The 17,931-nt window shown below is 54.0% G+C and carries 9 protein-coding genes and 1 riboswitch; of the genes, 7 read left to right on the top strand and 2 right to left on the bottom strand.

What is annotated here, in order from left to right; all coding sequences use genetic code 11:
• Positions 1–3 precede the first annotated feature (3 nt).
• A complete protein-coding gene (locus WW58_RS04395) occupies positions 4–2,580 on the bottom strand; it encodes a cobyric acid synthase (RefSeq protein ID WP_046435694.1) in 2,577 nt (858 codons plus the stop codon).
• 346 nt (positions 2,581–2,926) lie between these two features.
• A riboswitch (cobalamin riboswitch) is annotated at positions 2,927–3,063 on the top strand.
• 35 nt (positions 3,064–3,098) lie between these two features.
• Here WW58_RS04395 and WW58_RS04385 point away from each other — a divergent pair.
• The 3 genes from WW58_RS04385 to WW58_RS04375 all read left to right on the top strand — a co-directional run bounded on the left by WW58_RS04385 (position 3,099) and on the right by WW58_RS04375 (position 9,810).
• Positions 3,099–5,105: a TonB-dependent receptor plug domain-containing protein gene (locus WW58_RS04385; protein WP_046435690.1), complete on the top strand. Its 2,007-nt coding sequence runs from the start codon at positions 3,099–3,101 to the stop codon at positions 5,103–5,105.
• A 146-nt stretch (positions 5,106–5,251) separates the two neighbouring features.
• The gene (locus WW58_RS04380; protein WP_128153527.1) at positions 5,252–7,369 is read left to right on the top strand and encodes an extracellular solute-binding protein; all 2,118 of its coding nucleotides are present in this window, start codon (positions 5,252–5,254) and stop codon (positions 7,367–7,369) included.
• A gap of 98 nt (positions 7,370–7,467) precedes the next feature.
• Positions 7,468–9,810, top strand: a complete 2,343-nt coding sequence (locus WW58_RS04375; protein ID WP_102758558.1) for a beta-galactosidase — start codon at positions 7,468–7,470, stop codon at positions 9,808–9,810.
• A 253-nt stretch (positions 9,811–10,063) separates the two neighbouring features.
• Here WW58_RS04375 and WW58_RS04370 read toward each other — a convergent pair whose 3' ends face one another.
• Positions 10,064–10,666 (bottom strand): porin family protein, encoded by a 603-nt coding sequence (locus WW58_RS04370; RefSeq protein ID WP_161994102.1) that lies wholly within the window; start codon positions 10,664–10,666, stop codon positions 10,064–10,066.
• Positions 10,667–10,813: 147 nt separating this feature from the next.
• Here WW58_RS04370 and WW58_RS04365 point away from each other — a divergent pair, with 147 nt between their 5' ends.
• The 4 genes from WW58_RS04365 (at position 10,814) to WW58_RS04350 (ending at position 17,915) form a co-directional block, all read left to right on the top strand.
• Positions 10,814–12,142 (top strand): amidohydrolase family protein, encoded by a 1,329-nt coding sequence (locus WW58_RS04365; protein ID WP_046435845.1) that lies wholly within the window; start codon positions 10,814–10,816, stop codon positions 12,140–12,142.
• A gap of 132 nt (positions 12,143–12,274) precedes the next feature.
• A complete protein-coding gene (gene lpdA, locus WW58_RS04360; protein WP_046435684.1) occupies positions 12,275–13,669 on the top strand; it encodes a dihydrolipoyl dehydrogenase in 1,395 nt (464 codons plus the stop codon).
• Positions 13,670–14,330: 661 nt separating this feature from the next.
• Positions 14,331–14,453: a hypothetical protein gene (locus tag WW58_RS13810; protein WP_425122507.1), complete on the top strand. Its 123-nt coding sequence runs from the start codon at positions 14,331–14,333 to the stop codon at positions 14,451–14,453.
• A gap of 642 nt (positions 14,454–15,095) precedes the next feature.
• Positions 15,096–17,915: a type I restriction endonuclease subunit R gene (locus WW58_RS04350; RefSeq protein ID WP_046435682.1), complete on the top strand. Its 2,820-nt coding sequence runs from the start codon at positions 15,096–15,098 to the stop codon at positions 17,913–17,915.
• Positions 17,916–17,931 lie beyond the last annotated feature (16 nt).

Raw genomic sequence — 17,931 nt, 5'->3', positions numbered from 1 at the left:
GGGTCAGCGTTTCAGTTGGAGAGCTCGGTAAATGGTTTTCAGGTCCAGATGTTTCCGGACCACGTCCGCCAGGCGGTCCAGCGCTCCGTCCAGGTCATAGGCGGTGTGCAGGGCTGGGTTGGCTTTCAGCCCTGAATCTTTCCTGACCATGTTGATGAATGCGCGGCGGAATTGGTCTCCGTCCAGCATGCCGTGCAGATACGTGGCCCAGATACGGCCTTTGCCGTAGCCGCAGGGGGAGCCGTCTTCCCGGAACATGACGGGGGGGCTGGATTCTTGATGGCTGGTGACGCCATGGTGGATTTCATAACCTGCGGCGGGAACGGGCAGCGGCGTGCTTGCCCGGCGCACGTTGATCAGGGTTTTGGCTGAAGAGAAGGTGGTGGAAAGTTCCAGCAGCCCCAGTCCTGGCGTGCGCTCCTCCGGGGATTCCATGTGCAGCGGGTCCAGAATGTCCGTCCCCAGCATTTGCAGCCCTCCGCAGACGCCCAGAAGCCACTTTCCCTTTTCGGCATGACGGCGGATGGGTTCTTCCAGCCCGGCGGAACGGAGAGAAGCCAGGTCCGCAGCCACGCTTTTAGTGCCGGGCAGAATGACCAGGTCCGGATTTCCCCATTCCTCCCGTGTCCGCACCTGGCGGAGCCGGACGTCCGGCTCCGCCGCCAGAGGGGCGAAGTCCGTGAAGTTGGAGACGTGGGCGGGCATGACTACGGCCACATCCAGGCAATCCGCATGTTTCCCGTGCTCCCCGTGGCCAGGGGGCAGCGTGGCGCGGTCTTCTTCCGGAATGTTGATGTCCCGCATCATCGGGATGACGCCCAGCACAGGCTTGCCCGTACGGTTCCGCATGTAGCTGTGCGCCGGGGCCAGCAGATCCGGATCTCCTCGAAATTTGTTGACCACGAACCCCGCCAGCAGTTCTTTTTCCCACGGGGCGAATGTCATCCACGTTCCCAGAAAGGAGGCGTACACTCCGCCACGGTCAATGTCCCCGGCGAGCAGGACTCTGGCACGCGCGTAGCGGGCCATGTTCATGTTGACCACGTCTGCTGATTTCAGATTGATTTCTCCGGGGCTTCCGGCCCCTTCCAGGCAGAGGAGTTCATATTCGTCCGCCAGGGAATCGTATGCTTTGCATACGTCCGGCCAGAAGCGCCTTTTAGCCGTGAAGTATTCCCGCGCGTCCATGCGGCCTACGGGGCGCCCCATCACGATCACCTGGGAGCCGGTATTGGAATGGGGCTTGAGAAGAATGGGGTTCATTCTGGCATCCGGATCAATGCGGCAGGCCTGGGCCTGCACCAGCTGGGCGCGGCCCATTTCCTCTCCCAGCGCAGTTACGCCGGAGTTGAGAGCCATGTTCTGCGCCTTGAACGGCGCCACGTGATAGCCGTCCTGAAGGAAAATGCGGCACAGGGCTGCCGTGAGAACGCTTTTTCCTGCATCGGAGCAGGTGCCCTGAATCATCAGGGCCGGTTTGGGAGCCTTACGGATAATGGAGGGGCCGTTTCCCGCCAGTTCGGCGCGCAGAGCTTCCGCCAGCAGGGCGTGTTCCTCCGGCGTGCGGACGCCGGAGCGCAACCAGCCGCTCGTTTCCAGCCCCGGATAATTGGAACAGTCGCGCAGTGCGATGCCGTATTTTTTCAGGAGCCGGGCTGCCAGGCCATGAGGCGCCCCCGCCAGGCGGAAGAGAAGGAAGTTGGCCTCGGACGGGAGTACGGCGGAGCCCGGCAGGGAGGAGAGCCTGCGGAACAGGTCGTCCCGGCGTTCCCGGTTCCGGGTGCGTTCCCTGTCTGCCCAGGAGGAGGGCTGTGCCAGCACGGCCTTCACCGCTGCCGCCGCAAAGGCATTCACGTTCCAGGCGGGCAGGGATTGCCGCAGCCGCTCCGCGAGCGGAGCGGCACAGATGGAAAAACCGCACCGGACGCCGGCCATGCCGTAAAATTTGGTCAGGGAGCGCAGAACCACCAGGTTGGGAAGGAGGGCCGCTTCACGGAGCAGTGATTCCGCTCCTTGTACGTAATCCATGAAAGATTCGTCAATGATCCAGAGGACTTCGGGGCGGCTCTGGACAACCCTGTGCAGGGCCGCTGCGTCCAGCAGGCCGCCGGACGGATTGCTGGGATTTGCCAGAAAAACAGCGCTTCCGTCTGCGGCCTGTTCCTCCAGACGGCAAAGAGACGGGAGGAAGGAATTTCGTTCCTCCGTCCGGATGGAAAGAACATCCGTGCCGTGGCGCAGGCAGGCCAGCCTGTATTCGGAAAAAGCGGGTTCCGGAATGACGGCCTGTTTAAGGTTTAATGCGCGCGGAAGAGCGTGAATGAGTTCATTGGCCCCGTTTCCAAATACGAAGCAGCCGGAAGGAAGCCCGTAATGAACCGCCGCCAGTTCCCGTAGATCCGCCGCATCCGGAGAAGGGTAGGGTACTGCGTTTTCCATGGCCTTCCACAATGCTGAAACGATGAACTCCGGCATACCTTCCGGCCTCAGGTTGACGCTGAAGTCCAAAATATCCCGTTCCGGGCGGCAGGCCTCCTCCGCCAGGGATTTTAAATCTCCGCCATGTGAAAAAACGTTCATGCCACAGTAATTGGAACCGGCGTACCGAAGGGCTGCCCGCGCCGGAGAAAAAAAGGAAGCGCCTTGCAAGTTCGGAATTCCACGTAGCCGGAAGCTTCGCCGGAGACGGGAAATCTTCCCTGTTGCGGGAACGTGGGAACAAGGAGCGTCATGAGCGCATCATGTCCTGTATGCGCCGGGAGTGACAAGACAAAAATGGAAAGCCCCGTGAGGAAAAGAGGGATGGAGAACAATACGCTGAAAAGGGAAAACGACTGCAATTCATCTGGATGTTCAAAGAAAAATTTTTTTGTCTTGTCATACCGGTCTCTTTGGTATTTCATCCGTCCCATGAACCCTTATGGGAAGGGTTACAGACCTCAGGGACGCCCGTAGCCGGGCAGGAAATAAATGGGGAATACCGGTGTGAGTCCGGAGCGGTACCGCCACTGTAAGCGAGCCTGCCTCGCAAGCCAGAAAACCAGCCTGTGAGGTTGTCCAACTGTTCGGCGAGTTACCGAACGTAAGGCACTACAACCATGCTTTATACGAAGAAAGCCCTTCAAATGGGCGCAATTGCTGTTGGCCTTGCCGCATTCGCAGGCCAGTCCTCTCTTGCCGAGTCCGCTAAAAAGGAAGACTCCAAGCCCTCCGTCAGGACGGAAACCATGCAGGTTATGCCGGAACTGACTATGGCATCCCACTTTGTGGGCGTGCCGTACAACCGGTCTGGAGTGTCCGTTTCCATCATCAATCCGGAAGAATTCCAGAAGGCGGGCATTGAAACCCTGACGGGAGCCCTTTCCCAGACGCCCGGCGTTTTCACGCTGGACGGAGGCGGCACCTGGCAGCGCGGTTCCGTGAGCAACACCGTCATCCGCGGGATGAACAAGGATACCTACACTCTGACCATGGTTGACGGCATGCGCATCAGTGATGCCAACATGTCCGGCAACAAGCTGCTGGGCATCACCAATCTCTTTACGGTGGGCAATGTGGAAGTGGTGAAAGGAGCGCAGGGCGCCGTTTTTGGTTCCGGCGCCATTGGAGGCGTTGTCGCGATGGATACTCCGGAGGGGGAAGGCGATCCCGTAACCAGGATTTTTGCGGAGGCCGGTTCTTTCGGCTCTTTCAACAGCTATGTCACTTCCTCCGGCAAGATCAAGAAGCTTTCCTATTTTGTAGGCGTTGGGTTTGAAACTACGGAAAACGATCCGTCAATCTATCCGGCCATTTATGACAACAGGACAGGCATGAACGATTTCCGCCAGTGGCAGGAAGCCGTGCGCCTGGGCTATGATATCAATGACAAGGTGAAGGTGAGCTTTACCTATCGCCGCCTGGATTCCTACTTTGAATATCCCACGCCGTATGTGGATTATAACCAGTGGCCTTCCGTTCCGGATCCCCATCTGTACAATACGGAAGACAAGAACCGCAGCAACCTGGTGACAGGACGTGTGGATGCGGAAATTTCCAAGCTGTGGTCCACCAGCTTCATGGTGGGGCATTACAACATGGACTATTCCTGCCATACTCCCGGATTTGATTTCCAGCCCAATGTGATGCGCAACCGCCGTTTTCAGGCGGAGTGGCGTAATGCGCTGACGTGGAACAAGGAATGGAAAACCATCGCCGGCATGGCCTGGGACCGTTCCGACTACATGAGCGAAAACAATTACGTTGCCAAGGATGAATGGCAGAGCACGCTTGCCTTCTTTGCGGAGCAAATGTGGTCACCCACGGACAGCTTTGACGCCAGCGTGGCCCTGCGCCTGGAACATGATTCCGTCTGGAACAATCATTTTACGTGGCGTTATTCCAATTCCTGGAAAGTGACGGGCAAGGATTCCCCCACCCGTATTTTCGGTTCCGTGGGTTCCGGTTTCCGCGCGCCCACCTATTTTGAGCAGTATGCGGCCAATTATGGTTATGTTGGCAACCCTGATCTGGATGTGTCCAAGTCCCTGGGCGGCGATCTGGGGGTGGAACAGCGTCTGGCGGACGGCCATTATGCTTCCGTGACGGGCTTCTGGACCCGTATCGACGATGAAATCGGCACCATGAGCGTAGGCACCTGGCCGAACTCCTATACCACTTACACCAATTATTCCCACTGCACTTCCTACGGCGTGGAAGTGGCGTTCAAGGGACAGTTCAAGGACGCGTGGAACAGCGGCTATTATGCCAATTACACCTTCACGATGCCCAAGCGCGATTCCATCGGCAAATACGAAACCATTCAGATGGCCAATACCGCCCGCCACACCATCAACGCAGAGGTTTATACCTCCCCGGTTGAAAAGCTGACGGTCGGCTTCGGCGTAACGGCCGCCATGGGACGCACGGATTACAATTATGCCCGTCTGGACAATTTCTTTACGGCGCGCCTGTTTGCCCGTTACCAGGCAACGGACAATGTGTCCCTCCATGTGCGTCTGGAAAACCTGTTTGACCAGAAGTTCATCATGACGAATGATTATAACTTCGGCCCGCGTGAAGCCCGTGGATTCGGAATCTTCGGCGGTGTGACGGTCGAATTCTAAGTTCCTTTCAATATTAATTGTTGATTGCTCCCCCATCTTCCGTCTTGCGGACTGTTTCAGGCGAAGTGAACGGTTCCGCGCGGAAGATGGGTTTTCTGTTTTCCGTAGTTTCCGGAATCGGTTAACATGTGGCGGCCATCTGAGTTGTGTTGCGCTGGATATCCATACTGGGGGCATTGGCCCTTTCCGTCTTTCTGGGAGGTGTCTTTTACTTTTCCCAGCGTGAGAAGAATGTTTGGCATGAATTTTCCGGCCGGATGGACGGCAGGGGGATGCCTGCCGTATTTGACGGTTTTGTGGAACGCTGGAACAGGGCCGTGGAACGGGAGCTGCGCCGTGAATTGGCTGAAGGGGAGAGGAAGGAAAAACTTCTGGTCGTTTCCCGCGGGGAAGGGGACGGCCGGCGTTTGGCGGAACAGGCTCGTTCCGTGGAACGCATCAGGAAAAGGCTGTTATTGAAAGACCATATCCGCCTTCTTCCTCTGGAAGACGTTCCGGACGGATTGGAATGGCAAACCGGAATGGAAGAGCCGGATGTGGGTGATCCGCGCGCCGTCAAGGGTGGAAGAGTCCGGTTGTGGATCAATACTCCGTTTCCCGGAACTTTGCGTGCTTTCGGGCCGGGAAGTGAAAATTTTTTCAATTACTCCGCCATTGACAACGTGTGGCTTCCCCTCGTGGGGCTTCATCCGGAAACCTTCCGTCCCATTCCGGGCCTGGCGGACCGCTGGGCCTTGTCCGCAGACGGAAAAACTGTTTTTTATCATCTGGATCCGGAAGCGGCCTATTCGGACGGACGCATCGTGAAAGCGCAGGATTTTCTGCTGAACATTTGCCTCCGTACGTCCGGTTTTGCCCGGGATCCGTTCTGGACAACCCTGTTCCGTTCCATGTATGATCAGATTACGGTATACGGGGATTCCATCATTGCCCTGACGCTGCCGTCCCGCGGGCCGCTGCTGCCTTACATGGCCTGTGCGGATTTTCATCCGGCCCATCCCGGTTTTTACCATGATTTCAACGCTCTGTTTCTGGAACGCTACCAGTGGAAAGTCCCTCCAAATACGGGTGGCTACATGGTTGTTCCCGCTAAAATCCGGATAGGAGAAAGCATTACCCTGGCCCGCGTGAAAAATTGGTGGGCGAAGGACAGGAAGTATTACCGCCATTCCTGCAATGCGGACCAGGTGGAACATGTGTTTGTGAACATGGAAAACAAGGCGGTTGAAATGTTCCGCCGCGGGGAACTGGACATCATGAACGTTCGCAAGCCGGAGGTGTGGGAAACGGGTCTGGAACTGCCGGAAGTGCACCGGGGCTATATAGATAAATACAGTCTGGAAGCCAATTACGCCTGTCCCCCGTACGGACTGTATCTGAATTGCTCGGACAAACTGTTGAAAAATCCGGATATCCGCCGCGGGCTGGCGCATTCCGTGAACATGGGCCTGGTGATTGATACTTTGTTCCGCGGGAATATGAGAAGGCTCGGTTCCTACATGGAGGGGTACGGAGACCTGACTCTTCCGCTGAAAGCTCCGGAATACAGCAAGAAAAAAGCCATGGAATATTTTGCCCGCGCCGGCTACCGGGAAATGGGGACTGACGGCGTGCTGAAAAATGAACGGGGAGAACGGCTGGTGGTGGAACTGACGTTTGCGGATTCATCCGTCCTGATGACCAACGTCTGTTCCATTCTCCGGCAGGAGGCCCTGAAGTGCGGGGTGGACCTGCGTCTGGATTCTCTTACCTACAGTGTCTGTTCCCGTAAGGTTTTTGAAAAACGGTATCAGGCGGCTCTGTGGGCGTGGCCGCTGCAGACGCCGTTCCCACGGCTGTATGAAACATTTTCTTCCGAACTGGCGTATGATGCCCGCGGAAATCCCGTAGGCAATACGAATAATATTATGGCTGTGTCGGACGCTGAACTGGATGCCGCCCTGGATGCGGAACGCAATGCCCCGGATACCGGTTCCCTGAAGCTGACTCTTCACCGTGCCCAGCAGCGTCTTTATGAACTTTGCGTCTGGATTCCCGGCTGGAGGGAACCATACACGCATGTCGCCTGCTGGCGCTGGATACGCTGGCCGGAATCTCCCACCCGGTTCTGTTCCCCCAGAATTTACAATCCGCTGGAATCGCACCTGTACTGGGTGGATGAAGAAATGAAGAAGGAAACGCTGGAGGCTCGGAGCCGTGGCGTACCGTTTGAAGAAAAGCATCAAATAATATATCTTGAAAGACAGGATGGTGCCGTTCCGTAATAAAACCGGGTCACCGTCTCCTTTTTAAATTGAAAGGAGGTGATTTTTCATCATAATCTCCTTCGCATTTACCGTAATTAATTATTAATTCCATAATCATGAAATTATCCTTTTTCTCCGTTCTGCTTCTGGCAGGGCATCTTTGCGTGGCTGCTCCCATGCCTCTGCCGGAATCCAATGACGGAGCCAGGCATGTCTTCTCTACTAATCAGGAAAATTTTTTGATGGACGGAAAGCCCATCAAAATCATTTCCGGGGAAATGCATTATCCTCGCGTGCCGCGCCAACACTGGAAGGACAGGTTCCAGCGCATAAAGGCCATGGGCATGAATACCGTCTGCACTTATCTGTTCTGGAACGTGCACGAACCGGAACCCGGCAAATGGGACTTCTCCGGCAATCTGGATTTTGTGGAATTCATCAAGGAAGCGCAGAAGGCCGGCCTGTGGGTCATTGTGCGTCCCGGGCCCTATGTGTGCGCGGAATGGGAATTCGGCGGATTTCCCGGCTGGCTGCTGAAGGATGAAGATTTGAAAGTCCGTTCCCAGGATCCCCGCTTCCTGGAACCGGCCATGGCTTATCTTAAAAAAGTCTGTTCCATGTTGGAACCTCTGCAGATTACCAAGGGAGGCCCCATCATCATGGCCCAGGTGGAAAATGAATATGGTTCCTATGGTTCTGACAAGGATTACGTGAAAAAGCATCTGGACGTTATCCGGAAGGAACTTCCGGGAGTTGTTCCCTTCACGTCGGACGGCCCGAACGACTGGATGATCAAGAACGGCACGCTTCCGGGCGTTGTTCCCGCCATGAATTTCGGCGGCGGAGCCAAGGGCGCCTTTGCGAATCTGGAGAAGCACAAGGGTAAAACGCCCCGCATCAACGGCGAATTCTGGGTGGGCTGGTTTGACCACTGGGGCAAGCCCAAGAATGGCGGCAGTACGGAAGGTTTCAACCGAGACCTGAAGTGGATGCTGGAAAATAACGTCTCCCCCAACCTCTTCATGGTGCATGGGGGGACCTCCTTCGGCTTCATGAACGGGGCGAACTGGGAAGGCGCCTATACGCCGGATGTAACCAATTACGACTACGGCGCCCCCATTTCCGAAAACGGAACCCTGACGGACCGCTACCGCACCTTCCGCCAGACTATTCAGGATTATTACGGTGATACGTACAAGCTTCCCGAACCTCCCGCCCAGCCGGAAATGATGGAGCTGCCCCCCATCACGTTTACGGAAACGGCCGGCATGTTTTCCCGTCTTCCTCAGCCCTCCATCCGCAAGGAGCCCGTCCACATGGAAGCCCTGGGGCAAAGCCTGGGTTTCATCCTGTACCGGACAAAGGTGCAAGGACCGGTGAAAGGAGAACTGAAGATGAACAACATGCAGGACCGCGCCATCGTTTACGTGGATGGCAAGAGGCAGGGGGCGGCGGATCGCCGTTACAAGCAGGATTCCTGTGATGTGGTGATTCCTTCCGGACTTCATACGGTGGACATTTTTGTGGAAAACATGGGCCGCATCAACTTCGGCGGCCAGATACAGGGCGAGCGCAAGGGCATCCGAGGGCCCATCACGCTGGACGGCAAAAAGCTGGAAAACTTCCTTATCTACAACTTCCCGTGCAAGGGAGTGGAGCTTCTTCCCTTCTCCGGCAAGAAGCCGGCGGGCGACCAGCCCGTGTTCCACCGCGGGTATTTCAACGTTTCCAATCCCAAGGATACCTACCTGGATATGCGGGACGGCTGGAAGAAAGGCGTTGTGTGGGTGAATGGACGCAATCTGGGCCGCTTCTGGTTTATCGGCTCCCAGCAGGCTCTTTATTGCCCCGGAGAATACCTGAAGCCTGGGAAAAATGAAATCGTGGTGCTGGACGTGGACGGAGGTTTCGGCACGGTGAAGGGTGTGAAGGAAGCCATTTATGAAGTCAACAGGGACCCTGCCATGGCGGATGTCTTCCGCGTAGGCAAACCTGTGGCCCCCGCTGCCGGCCAGCTGGTGCACAGGGGTTCCTTCGCCAAGGGGGCAGATCAGCAGGAAATCAAATTCCGCGCTCCCGTCCAGGCCCGTTACATCGCCATTGTCAGTAAAAACGCCCATGACAACGGCCCCCATGCCGCTATTGCGGAGCTGAACTTCCTGGACGCCTCCGGCAACCTGCTTCCCCGCGAACAGTGGTCCGTGGTTTATGCGGATTCCCATGAAACGACGGGGGAAGCCGCCCAGGCGGGCCTGGTGATGGACAACCAGCCCACCACCTACTGGCATACCAAGTGGCAGGGGGACAACCCTCAGCATCCGCACATGATCGTGCTGGATCTGGGCAAGGTGCAGAAACTTTCAGGATTCCGCTACCTGCCGCGCCAGAACAGGGAAAACGGCCGCATCAAGGACTATGAAGTCTATGCGTCTCCCAAGCCGTTCAAGCCTGCCAAGTAAGGTTCTCTGAATTGTTGAACTTTTCAGGGCCGCTTCCTCCAGGATGAGGGGGCGGCCTTGTTGCGTCCGGACATCCCGGAAGAAACAGTCCTCCTTTGCCCGGATAAGAGCCGTTCCGGTTTAAAGATGCGTATCAGCTTTCCGTCCCTTTGTTTCCTGCTGTTGTGCGGGCCGGCATTCCATGCGCAAAAAAAGGCGGCTCCGCAGTATAACGGAGCCGCCGGAAGACCGTAATAAACCTGATAATTGTTTGTTAGAAATTCCAGGAGAAGCCCAGCTTGATGGTGTGGTAGCCGGGGTCATTGTAGCCCTGAATCTGGTAATATTCGTAGCCGAGCACGAAGTCCGCGCTATTGGAGATGCTGAACTTGAAGCCGGCCTGGGCAGCCCAGGAAAACTTGGTGGAGGAAATGGTTCGGGAACGGCTGCCGTCTTCCAGTCCATGAATGGTGGTCTTCACGTCGCCGTAAGTGGCGCCGACTTTGCCGCCCAGATAGAACATGGTGTAGTCGCCGATGGGAAGGTTCAGCGTGTAACCGGCCATCATCGGGATATAGGTGGAACGGAGGCTGGCGGTATAAGGCCCGCTGATGCCCAGGTCCTGCACGCTGGGGTGGTGGGAACCGGCCAGGATGCCGCCGTTCAGGGAAATCTGATGAACAATGCTGCCGGTTTCAATATAGTTGAAAATGCTCAGATTGCCGCCGGCCACGTTGGGCATGGCGTCTTTGGTGGCGATTCCGTAAGCCCCTTCCAGGGACATGCCGAACTGGCCGTCGTACTTGTCGGCATGATAGGCGCTGGCGGAAGACACGGAGGCCGCAAGGGCCAAACCTAACAGTATAGTTTTGTTCATATGGGGATAAATGGTGAATTTAACTGTGGTCCATTCTTGGCAGTTTTCTCTTTTGAAGTCAAACATGAAATGTCAAATGGACGCGAAATCCTCAAACCCGGGGAGATGAAGTTGCCAGAACGCTCCCGGTGGGGTACATTCTGCGCCATGGAACAACAAGCGTGTGATTTGTTGGTGACCGCTTTCCGCATGCTGGGCGGAGCGGAACAGTCCAGCGCTGCCGGAGATGCGGCCGTCGCCGTTCGGGACGGGAAAATTCTGGAAACGGGAAGCGCCGCAGAACTGGAAGCCAGGTGGACGCCCTCCGTTCGCAGGGATTTGGGGAATGCGCTGCTGATGCCGGGGCTGATTAATGCCCATACGCATGTCCCCATGACCTTTTTGCGCGGTTTTGCGGATGACTTGCCGCTGATGGAATGGCTGACCGGGCATATTTTCCCGGTGGAAGCCCGGCTGACGGATAAAATCGTCTCCCTGGGGGCCCGGCTGGGCATGTATGAAATGATGCGGACGGGCACCACGGCGTTTGTAGATTCCTACCTGTTGGAGGCCAATGTCCTCCAGGAAGCGGAACGCATGGGAATGCGCTGTGTTGGCGGGGAAGTCGTTTTTGCTTTTCCCTCTCCGGCATACGGGGGGTGGGATGGTGCGGAAGCCCTGTACCGGGAGCAGGCGGAACGCTTTTCCGGCCGCGGCAGGGTGCAGGTGGCCCTGATGCCGCACAGCGTGTACACTACCAGTGACGAAGTGCTCCGGCGTTCCATGAAGCTGGCGGAGGAACTGGATATGATGCTGCATATCCATCTGTCCGAATCCGCCGGGGAAGTGGAGCAGTGCCGTTCCCTGCACGGAGGAAGGCGCCCCGTGGGCTATGCCCGCGATATGGGGCTGCTGAATGAACGCGCCGTGCTGGCTCATATGGTGGACGTGACGGATGAGGAACTGGAGCTGGTGGCCGCTTCCGGGGCGGCGGTTGTCCATAACCCGGTCAGCAACCTGAAACTGGCGTCCGGCTTCGCCCGCGTGCGGGATATGGTGCAGGCCGGCGTTCCCGTCTCTCTGGGAACGGACGGAGCGTGCAGCAACAACAGTCTGGATATGTTTGAAACAATGAAGCTGGCCGCTATTCTTGCCAAGGGGTACAGCGGTGACGCTACTGCGCTCCCCGCCATGCAGGCGTTGAAGATGGCTACGGCGGAGGGCGCCCGCATTTTCCGGACGCCGGGGTTGGGAACACTGGTTCCGGGAGCTCCCGCGGATATGATCGCGCTGAACCTGGATGAACCGAATCTGTGCCCGATGTTCAACGAGACATCCCATGCCGTTTATGCATCTTCCGGCAAGGATTGCGTGTTCACCATGGTGGAAGGGAAAATTTTGTATGACCATGGAATTTACACGGATGGCCTGTATGCGGATACCGCCGCGGAAATGCGGGACCTGGTGGAGTGGGTGAAGGGGGGCAATGATAGTTAAGAGTTAATAGTGATTGGCTAATAGTTGTCGTGCTGTTGCCTGTTAACTGTTCTCCGGGAACGGCCCCCCTGAGTCGGCGCATGCTCATATTCCTTCTTTACCCGCAAGGGGGGATGCCTTTATAGTAATTTCATGCAATATGATCTCATCGTCATTGGTGGAGGCCCTGCCGGCTATGTGGGCGCCATCCGCGCCGCCCAGCTGGGGAAATCCGTGGTGTGCGTGGAACGCGAGCGGGTAGGGGGCACCTGTCTGAACTGGGGTTGCATTCCCACCAAGGCGCTTCTGAAGAACGCGGAGGCCTACCTGACTGTAACGGCCCGTGCCAGGGAATTCGGCATGACGGTGGAGGGCGTCAGCGTGGATTGGAGCGAAGTGATCGGCCGTTCCCGCAAGGTCAGCGACCGCCTGGCCGGCGGCGTGGGGTTCCTGTTCAAGAAAAATAAGGTGGATTCCGTTACGGGGGAAGCCTCCATCATTTCTCCCGGCAGGGTGGAAGTAAAGGCCGCCGACGGGACGGTGAATGTTCTGGAGGGAAAGAATATCCTGGTCTGTACCGGCTGCGTCACCCGCACGGTGCCCAGCCTCCCCCTGAACGGCACTACCGTCATCGGCTCCAGGGAAGCCATGGTGCTGGAAAAGCGGCCTGAAAGCATGATCATCATTGGTTCCGGAGCCATCGGCACGGAATTTGCCTACATTTACAATTCATTCGGCACCAGAGTGACGCTTATTGAAGCGCTTCCCCGGATGCTTCCCAATGAAGACGACGACTCCTGCATGACGCTGGAACGCGCATTCAAGAAGCAGGGCATCAAGGTGATGACGGGAGCCTCCGTGGAATCCGTTGCGGAAACCTGTGACGGACAGGTCAAGGCCAGCGTGAAAAACAGCAGGGGACAGGAAGAGGAAATCACGGCGGATGTCTGCCTGGTGGCCATCGGCGTGAAGCCGGTTGTTCCCGCCGCGCCCGGCCTGGACCTGGAGCTGACGGAAAAGGGATTCATCAAGGTGAATGACCGCTATGCGACTTCCATACCCGGCGTGTATGCGGCAGGCGATGTGATCGGCGGCGTGCTGCTGGCGCATACGGCTTCTTTTGAAGCTGTGCAGGCAGTAGAAGGCATGTTTAATCCGGACTATCAGCCCAGGCAGGTGGGCTTTTTCCCGAGCTGCACATATTGCTACCCGCAGGTGGCTTCCGTAGGTAAAACGGAACGCGCCCTCAAAGAGGCGGGCGTGGAATACAAGGTGGGGAAATTCCCCTTCCAGGCCATTGGCAAGGCTGTAGCCGCCGGAGAACCGGACGGTTTCGTAAAAACCCTGTACGGCGCCAAAAACGGAGAACTCCTGGGCGCCCACATCGTGGGGCCGGAAGCCACGGAGCTGATTGCCGTGCTGGGCATCGGCATTCAGGCGGAACTGACGGACGAGGACATCCATGCCACCATTTTCGCCCATCCCACGCTGTCTGAGGCCATCCATGAATCCATGCTGGCTTCCGAGGGAATCGCCATCCACATGTAACGGTTTTCAATGGGAGTCCCCGGAGGGGGCTCCCATTGATTCCTTTATCCTGTAAAGGATGAATATCAATCTGCGTTGGAAAAAGACGCTAAAGGGTGAATTTGTTGATGACGGCTACAGTCCAGCAGTTCCCGTGAAGACTCAGATAGGCTTTGAGCTGGTTCAATAGTCAATGTAGATGGTCGGCTGCAAGCCCAGGAAGGCCGCAATTTGCTTGTACATACTTGCGGTGATTCCATTGCGGAGGAAGCGATTTTCCTGATTAATGAGAAATTTTCCCCATGCCGACCCGGTATGCGGGAAATATGAACATGATGGCGGAGCGGGAGGGAAAGAAGATATTGGGCAAATAAACAATCATAATGGCTCATGTATTTGTAATTGTGCGGTTTAGCGATTTTGCGTGAAATATCAACAATTGTTAACGCTATTTTGACGTCACCAAAATTGGGTGTACTTTTGGGTGCAAACAATTTTACACGCCATTGATTATGAACATAAAAAGAATCGTAAATTTTAAATTAGAACAGCGAAAGAAGAAAGGTATTGCCGTTACGGAGAATGTGCCCATTCGCATGAGTCTGACATTCGACGGCAACCGCATAGAGTTTTCTACCGGCTAAAGGAGAAAGCCGTCAAAGCCGGAATCAGCATAGCGGAATTGCTCCGTATTGGTGCCTTCAAGCTCTCGATTGTTGAACGTCTCACCGACTTCGAGCGTGATGCTATACGCGAACTGATGTACCAAGGAAAGAATCTCAATGACCAAGTAAAGGCTTGTTAGGCCAATGCAGGGCCATCGACGAGACGCAAAGCCGAGGTTTGTCTCGACGGAATTTTAGCCATTCTCGGTAAGTTGAAATTCCAAAATTCCGCATTGTTATGATAGCGAAAATACTATGCAGCGGCGGAGTCGGCGATATTGTCGGCTACGTCATGCGGGAGAAACACAATAAGGAAAAGTACACCGCTGACACATGGTGGCTGATAGTGTGACCAACCATAAATGCCCGTAAGGGTCATTTGTCCCATGTGAAACACTCCCGCCATGAAACGGACATCATCAAATCTTTAATTCGCCGCCATGAGCAGCGTTCACAAGCCGACACCACCTTCTCGTACTATTATCCCACCACCCCTTAATCCCGACCAATGCCACCGAAAACACTCCATCGTTGCCGGTGGCATTCTATGTTTTCATTAGCCTCTCGTTTATAGTCATATGTTTCTCAACATATTTCGATTGCCATGTCAGAAAAAATCGCTAATCTTGCAATATAGTAACCTTAAGATTCTGAAGATGACTGAAACGGTTAAAGCATAACGGAAACGATTCCACAAAACCAAACAAACTCCAAAGCTCCTAAGCAGTCGTTACAGGCTCGGTCAGCCTTCAGAAAACTGCCCGGAGTTTTATTATTTTTAGATGCCACTTACTCAAAGCGAAGATGCACTGGAAAAAGGCTTGATAAAAACCCTCACTGATATGGCGTATGAATACGTTGAAATCAATGAGGAAACCAACCTTATATCCAATTTCAAACGACAGTTGGAAAAACATAATGCCAAGGAGCTTGCGTCGCATGGCAGAACGGAGCTTACAGATAATGAGTTCAATAAGGTCATGCTCTATCTTGAAGGCGGCACTACGTTTGAGAAAGCCAAGAAATTGCGGGATTTGTTGCCATTGGAGCTTAACAATGGACAGCGTGTATGGCTTGAATTTCTCAACCGTCACAAATGGTGTCAGAATGAATTTCAAGTTTCCAATCAGATTACGGTAGAAGGTCGCCGTCAGTGTCGCTATGATGTTACCATACTGATCAACGGCCTGCCTCTGGTGCAGATTGAGTTGAAGAAACGGGGTGTGGAACTGAAACAGGCATATAATCAGGTTCAACGCTATCACAAGACATCGTTCCACGGTCTATTCAACTATATTCAGATTTTTGTGATTTCCAACGGCGTGAATACCCGCTATTTCGCCAATAACCCCAATAGCGGTTATAAGTTCACGTTTAATTGGACTGACAGGAGAAACAATCCGTTCAATCAACTCAGCCTTTTCGCCGCTGAATTCTTCGACCCGTGTACACTTGGCAAAATCATCAGTAAATATATCGTGCTACATGAGGGTGATAAATGCCTCATGGTTCTGCGTCCATATCAATACTACGCCGTAGAGGAGATTCTTGACCGGGTTGTCAACAGCAACGACAACGGGTATATCTGGCACACAACCGGCGCGGGAAAGACTTTAACATCATTTAAGGCGGCACAACTCGTTTCGGAGGTCGATGAAATAGACAAGGTGCTTTTTGTCGTTGACCGTCACGACCTCGACACTCAGACACAGGCTGAATATGAAGCCTTTGAACCGGGAGCCGTTGATGGCACGGACAATACCAAGGAGCTTATCCGCCGTCTCGACAGCGATGCAAAAATCATAATCACCACAATTCAAAAGCTGAATTGCGCAGTCACAAAAGACTATTACAACAGACATATTCAGGATGTGCGCAATAAAAAGGTCGTGATGATTTTTGATGAGTGCCACCGAAGCCATTTCGGTGAAAGTCACAAAAATATTGTGAATTTTTTCAAAAATCTTCAAATATTCGGCTTCACAGGCACGCCGATATTCGTCGAGAACTCGAAAAATGACCGTACAACCAAAGAAATCTTCGGCAACTGCCTGCATAAGTATCTGATTAAAGATGCTATTGCCGATGACAATGTATTAGGCTTTCTTGTTGAATATTACACCGGAAACGCAGAACTTGACCTTGAAAGCGAGAGCCGTATGCGTGAAGTTGCAAGGTTTATCCTTAACAACTTCAATAAATCCACTTTTGATGGCGAATACAACGCTTTGTTTGCGGTTCAGTCAGTGCCGATGCTTTTGCGTTACTACAAAATTTTTAAGGAATTAAATCCCGATATCAAAATCGGTGCGATATTTACATACGCAGCAAACGGCAGTCAGGATGATGAAGCCACCGGCATGAACCGGGGGTTCGCAAATTTGAAAGTCGCTGCCGATGAGATGCAGGAAATCATAAATGACTACAACAAAAACTTCGGCACATCCCACTCGGTAGAAAACTTCGGACTCTATTATGATGATATCAACAAGAGGATGAAGAAGAAAGACCCGAAGATGAAGCCTTTGGACTTGTTGCTTGTCGTCGGGATGTTCCTTACAGGTTTCGATGCTAAGAAGCTCAACACTCTTTATGTCGATAAAAATCTTGAATACCATGGGCTGTTACAGGCTTTCAGCCGCACAAATCGTGTGTTGAACGAGAAAAAGAGATTTGGCAAGGTAATCTGCTTCCGCGACCTCAAAAGCAACGTGGATGCGTCTATAAAGCTGTTCTCCGACAATAATCCTATTGAGGATATAGTGCGACCGCCGTTCAAAGATGTCAAACGTGAATACATTGAAAAGACGGAGCAGTTCCTGTCGAAATATCCGAATGTGGACGAGATAGACAATCTCGAAAGCGAGAACGACAAGGTTGCTTTTGTCCTCGCCTTCCGCGATATAATCAAGAAACACGCTGAAATGCAGATTTATGAGGAATATTCACCTTCGGATATATCGTTCATAATGACAGAGCAGGAGTTTCAGGATTTTCGCAGCAAGTATCTTGACATTGCCCAGAACTTTGGAGCGTCCCCGGCCAAAGTAGCTGCAGAACCTGCCGCCGCTTATGATGACGAAGCCCAGACAACACTTGAAGATATTGACTTCTGCCTCGAACTGCTCCACAGCGATGTCATCAACGTGGCATACATTCTCGCGTTGATTCACGACCTTGACCCGTCAAGCGATGACTACTCGGAAAAACGCCGGGAGATTCTTAACACGATGATTCGTGATGCCGAGATGCGCAGCAAGGCTGAGCTTATCGACGGTTTCATCAGCGAGAATGTCGATGCCAATCAGGATGAATTCCGACGGTCTAAGGCTGACGGCACCATAGATCTTGAATCCCGATTGGTAGAATATGTACGCAAGGCAAAAGACCGCGCCGTCGAGCAACTTGCCAAGGAGGAAGAAATCGACCGGACGGCACTTCATAAATTCATGGAGGAATACGACTATCTCCACCGTGAGAAAGACGAGATACTTCAGGATGCCATCAAGAAAAAGAAACTCGGTCTGAAACAACGCCGTGGCGTTTTCAACCGCATCATTCAAAAACTCCGTAAAATCATAGAAATATATAATTGGGAATAGATGTTTAAAGGTTACA

This window comes from Akkermansia sp. UNK.MGS-1, assembly GCF_000980515.1.
Taxonomy (GTDB): Bacteria; Verrucomicrobiota; Verrucomicrobiia; order Verrucomicrobiales; family Akkermansiaceae; genus Akkermansia; species Akkermansia muciniphila.
The sequence above is the reverse complement of the archived record's forward strand: the minus strand, read 5'-3'. Positions and strand labels throughout refer to the sequence as shown.

Coding starts and splice junctions, on each gene's coding strand:
- WW58_RS04395 (WP_046435694.1), bottom strand. CDS start 2,580: ATGAACGTTTTTTCACATGGCGGAGATTTAAAATCCCTGGCGGAGGAG.
- WW58_RS04385 (WP_046435690.1), top strand. CDS start 3,099: ATGCTTTATACGAAGAAAGCCCTTCAAATGGGCGCAATTGCTGTTGGC.
- WW58_RS04375 (WP_102758558.1), top strand. CDS start 7,468: ATGAAATTATCCTTTTTCTCCGTTCTGCTTCTGGCAGGGCATCTTTGC.
- WW58_RS04370 (WP_161994102.1), bottom strand. CDS start 10,666: ATGAACAAAACTATACTGTTAGGTTTGGCCCTTGCGGCCTCCGTGTCT.
- WW58_RS04365 (WP_046435845.1), top strand. CDS start 10,814: ATGGAACAACAAGCGTGTGATTTGTTGGTGACCGCTTTCCGCATGCTG.
- lpdA (WP_046435684.1), top strand. CDS start 12,275: ATGCAATATGATCTCATCGTCATTGGTGGAGGCCCTGCCGGCTATGTG.
- WW58_RS04350 (WP_046435682.1), top strand. CDS start 15,096: ATGCCACTTACTCAAAGCGAAGATGCACTGGAAAAAGGCTTGATAAAA.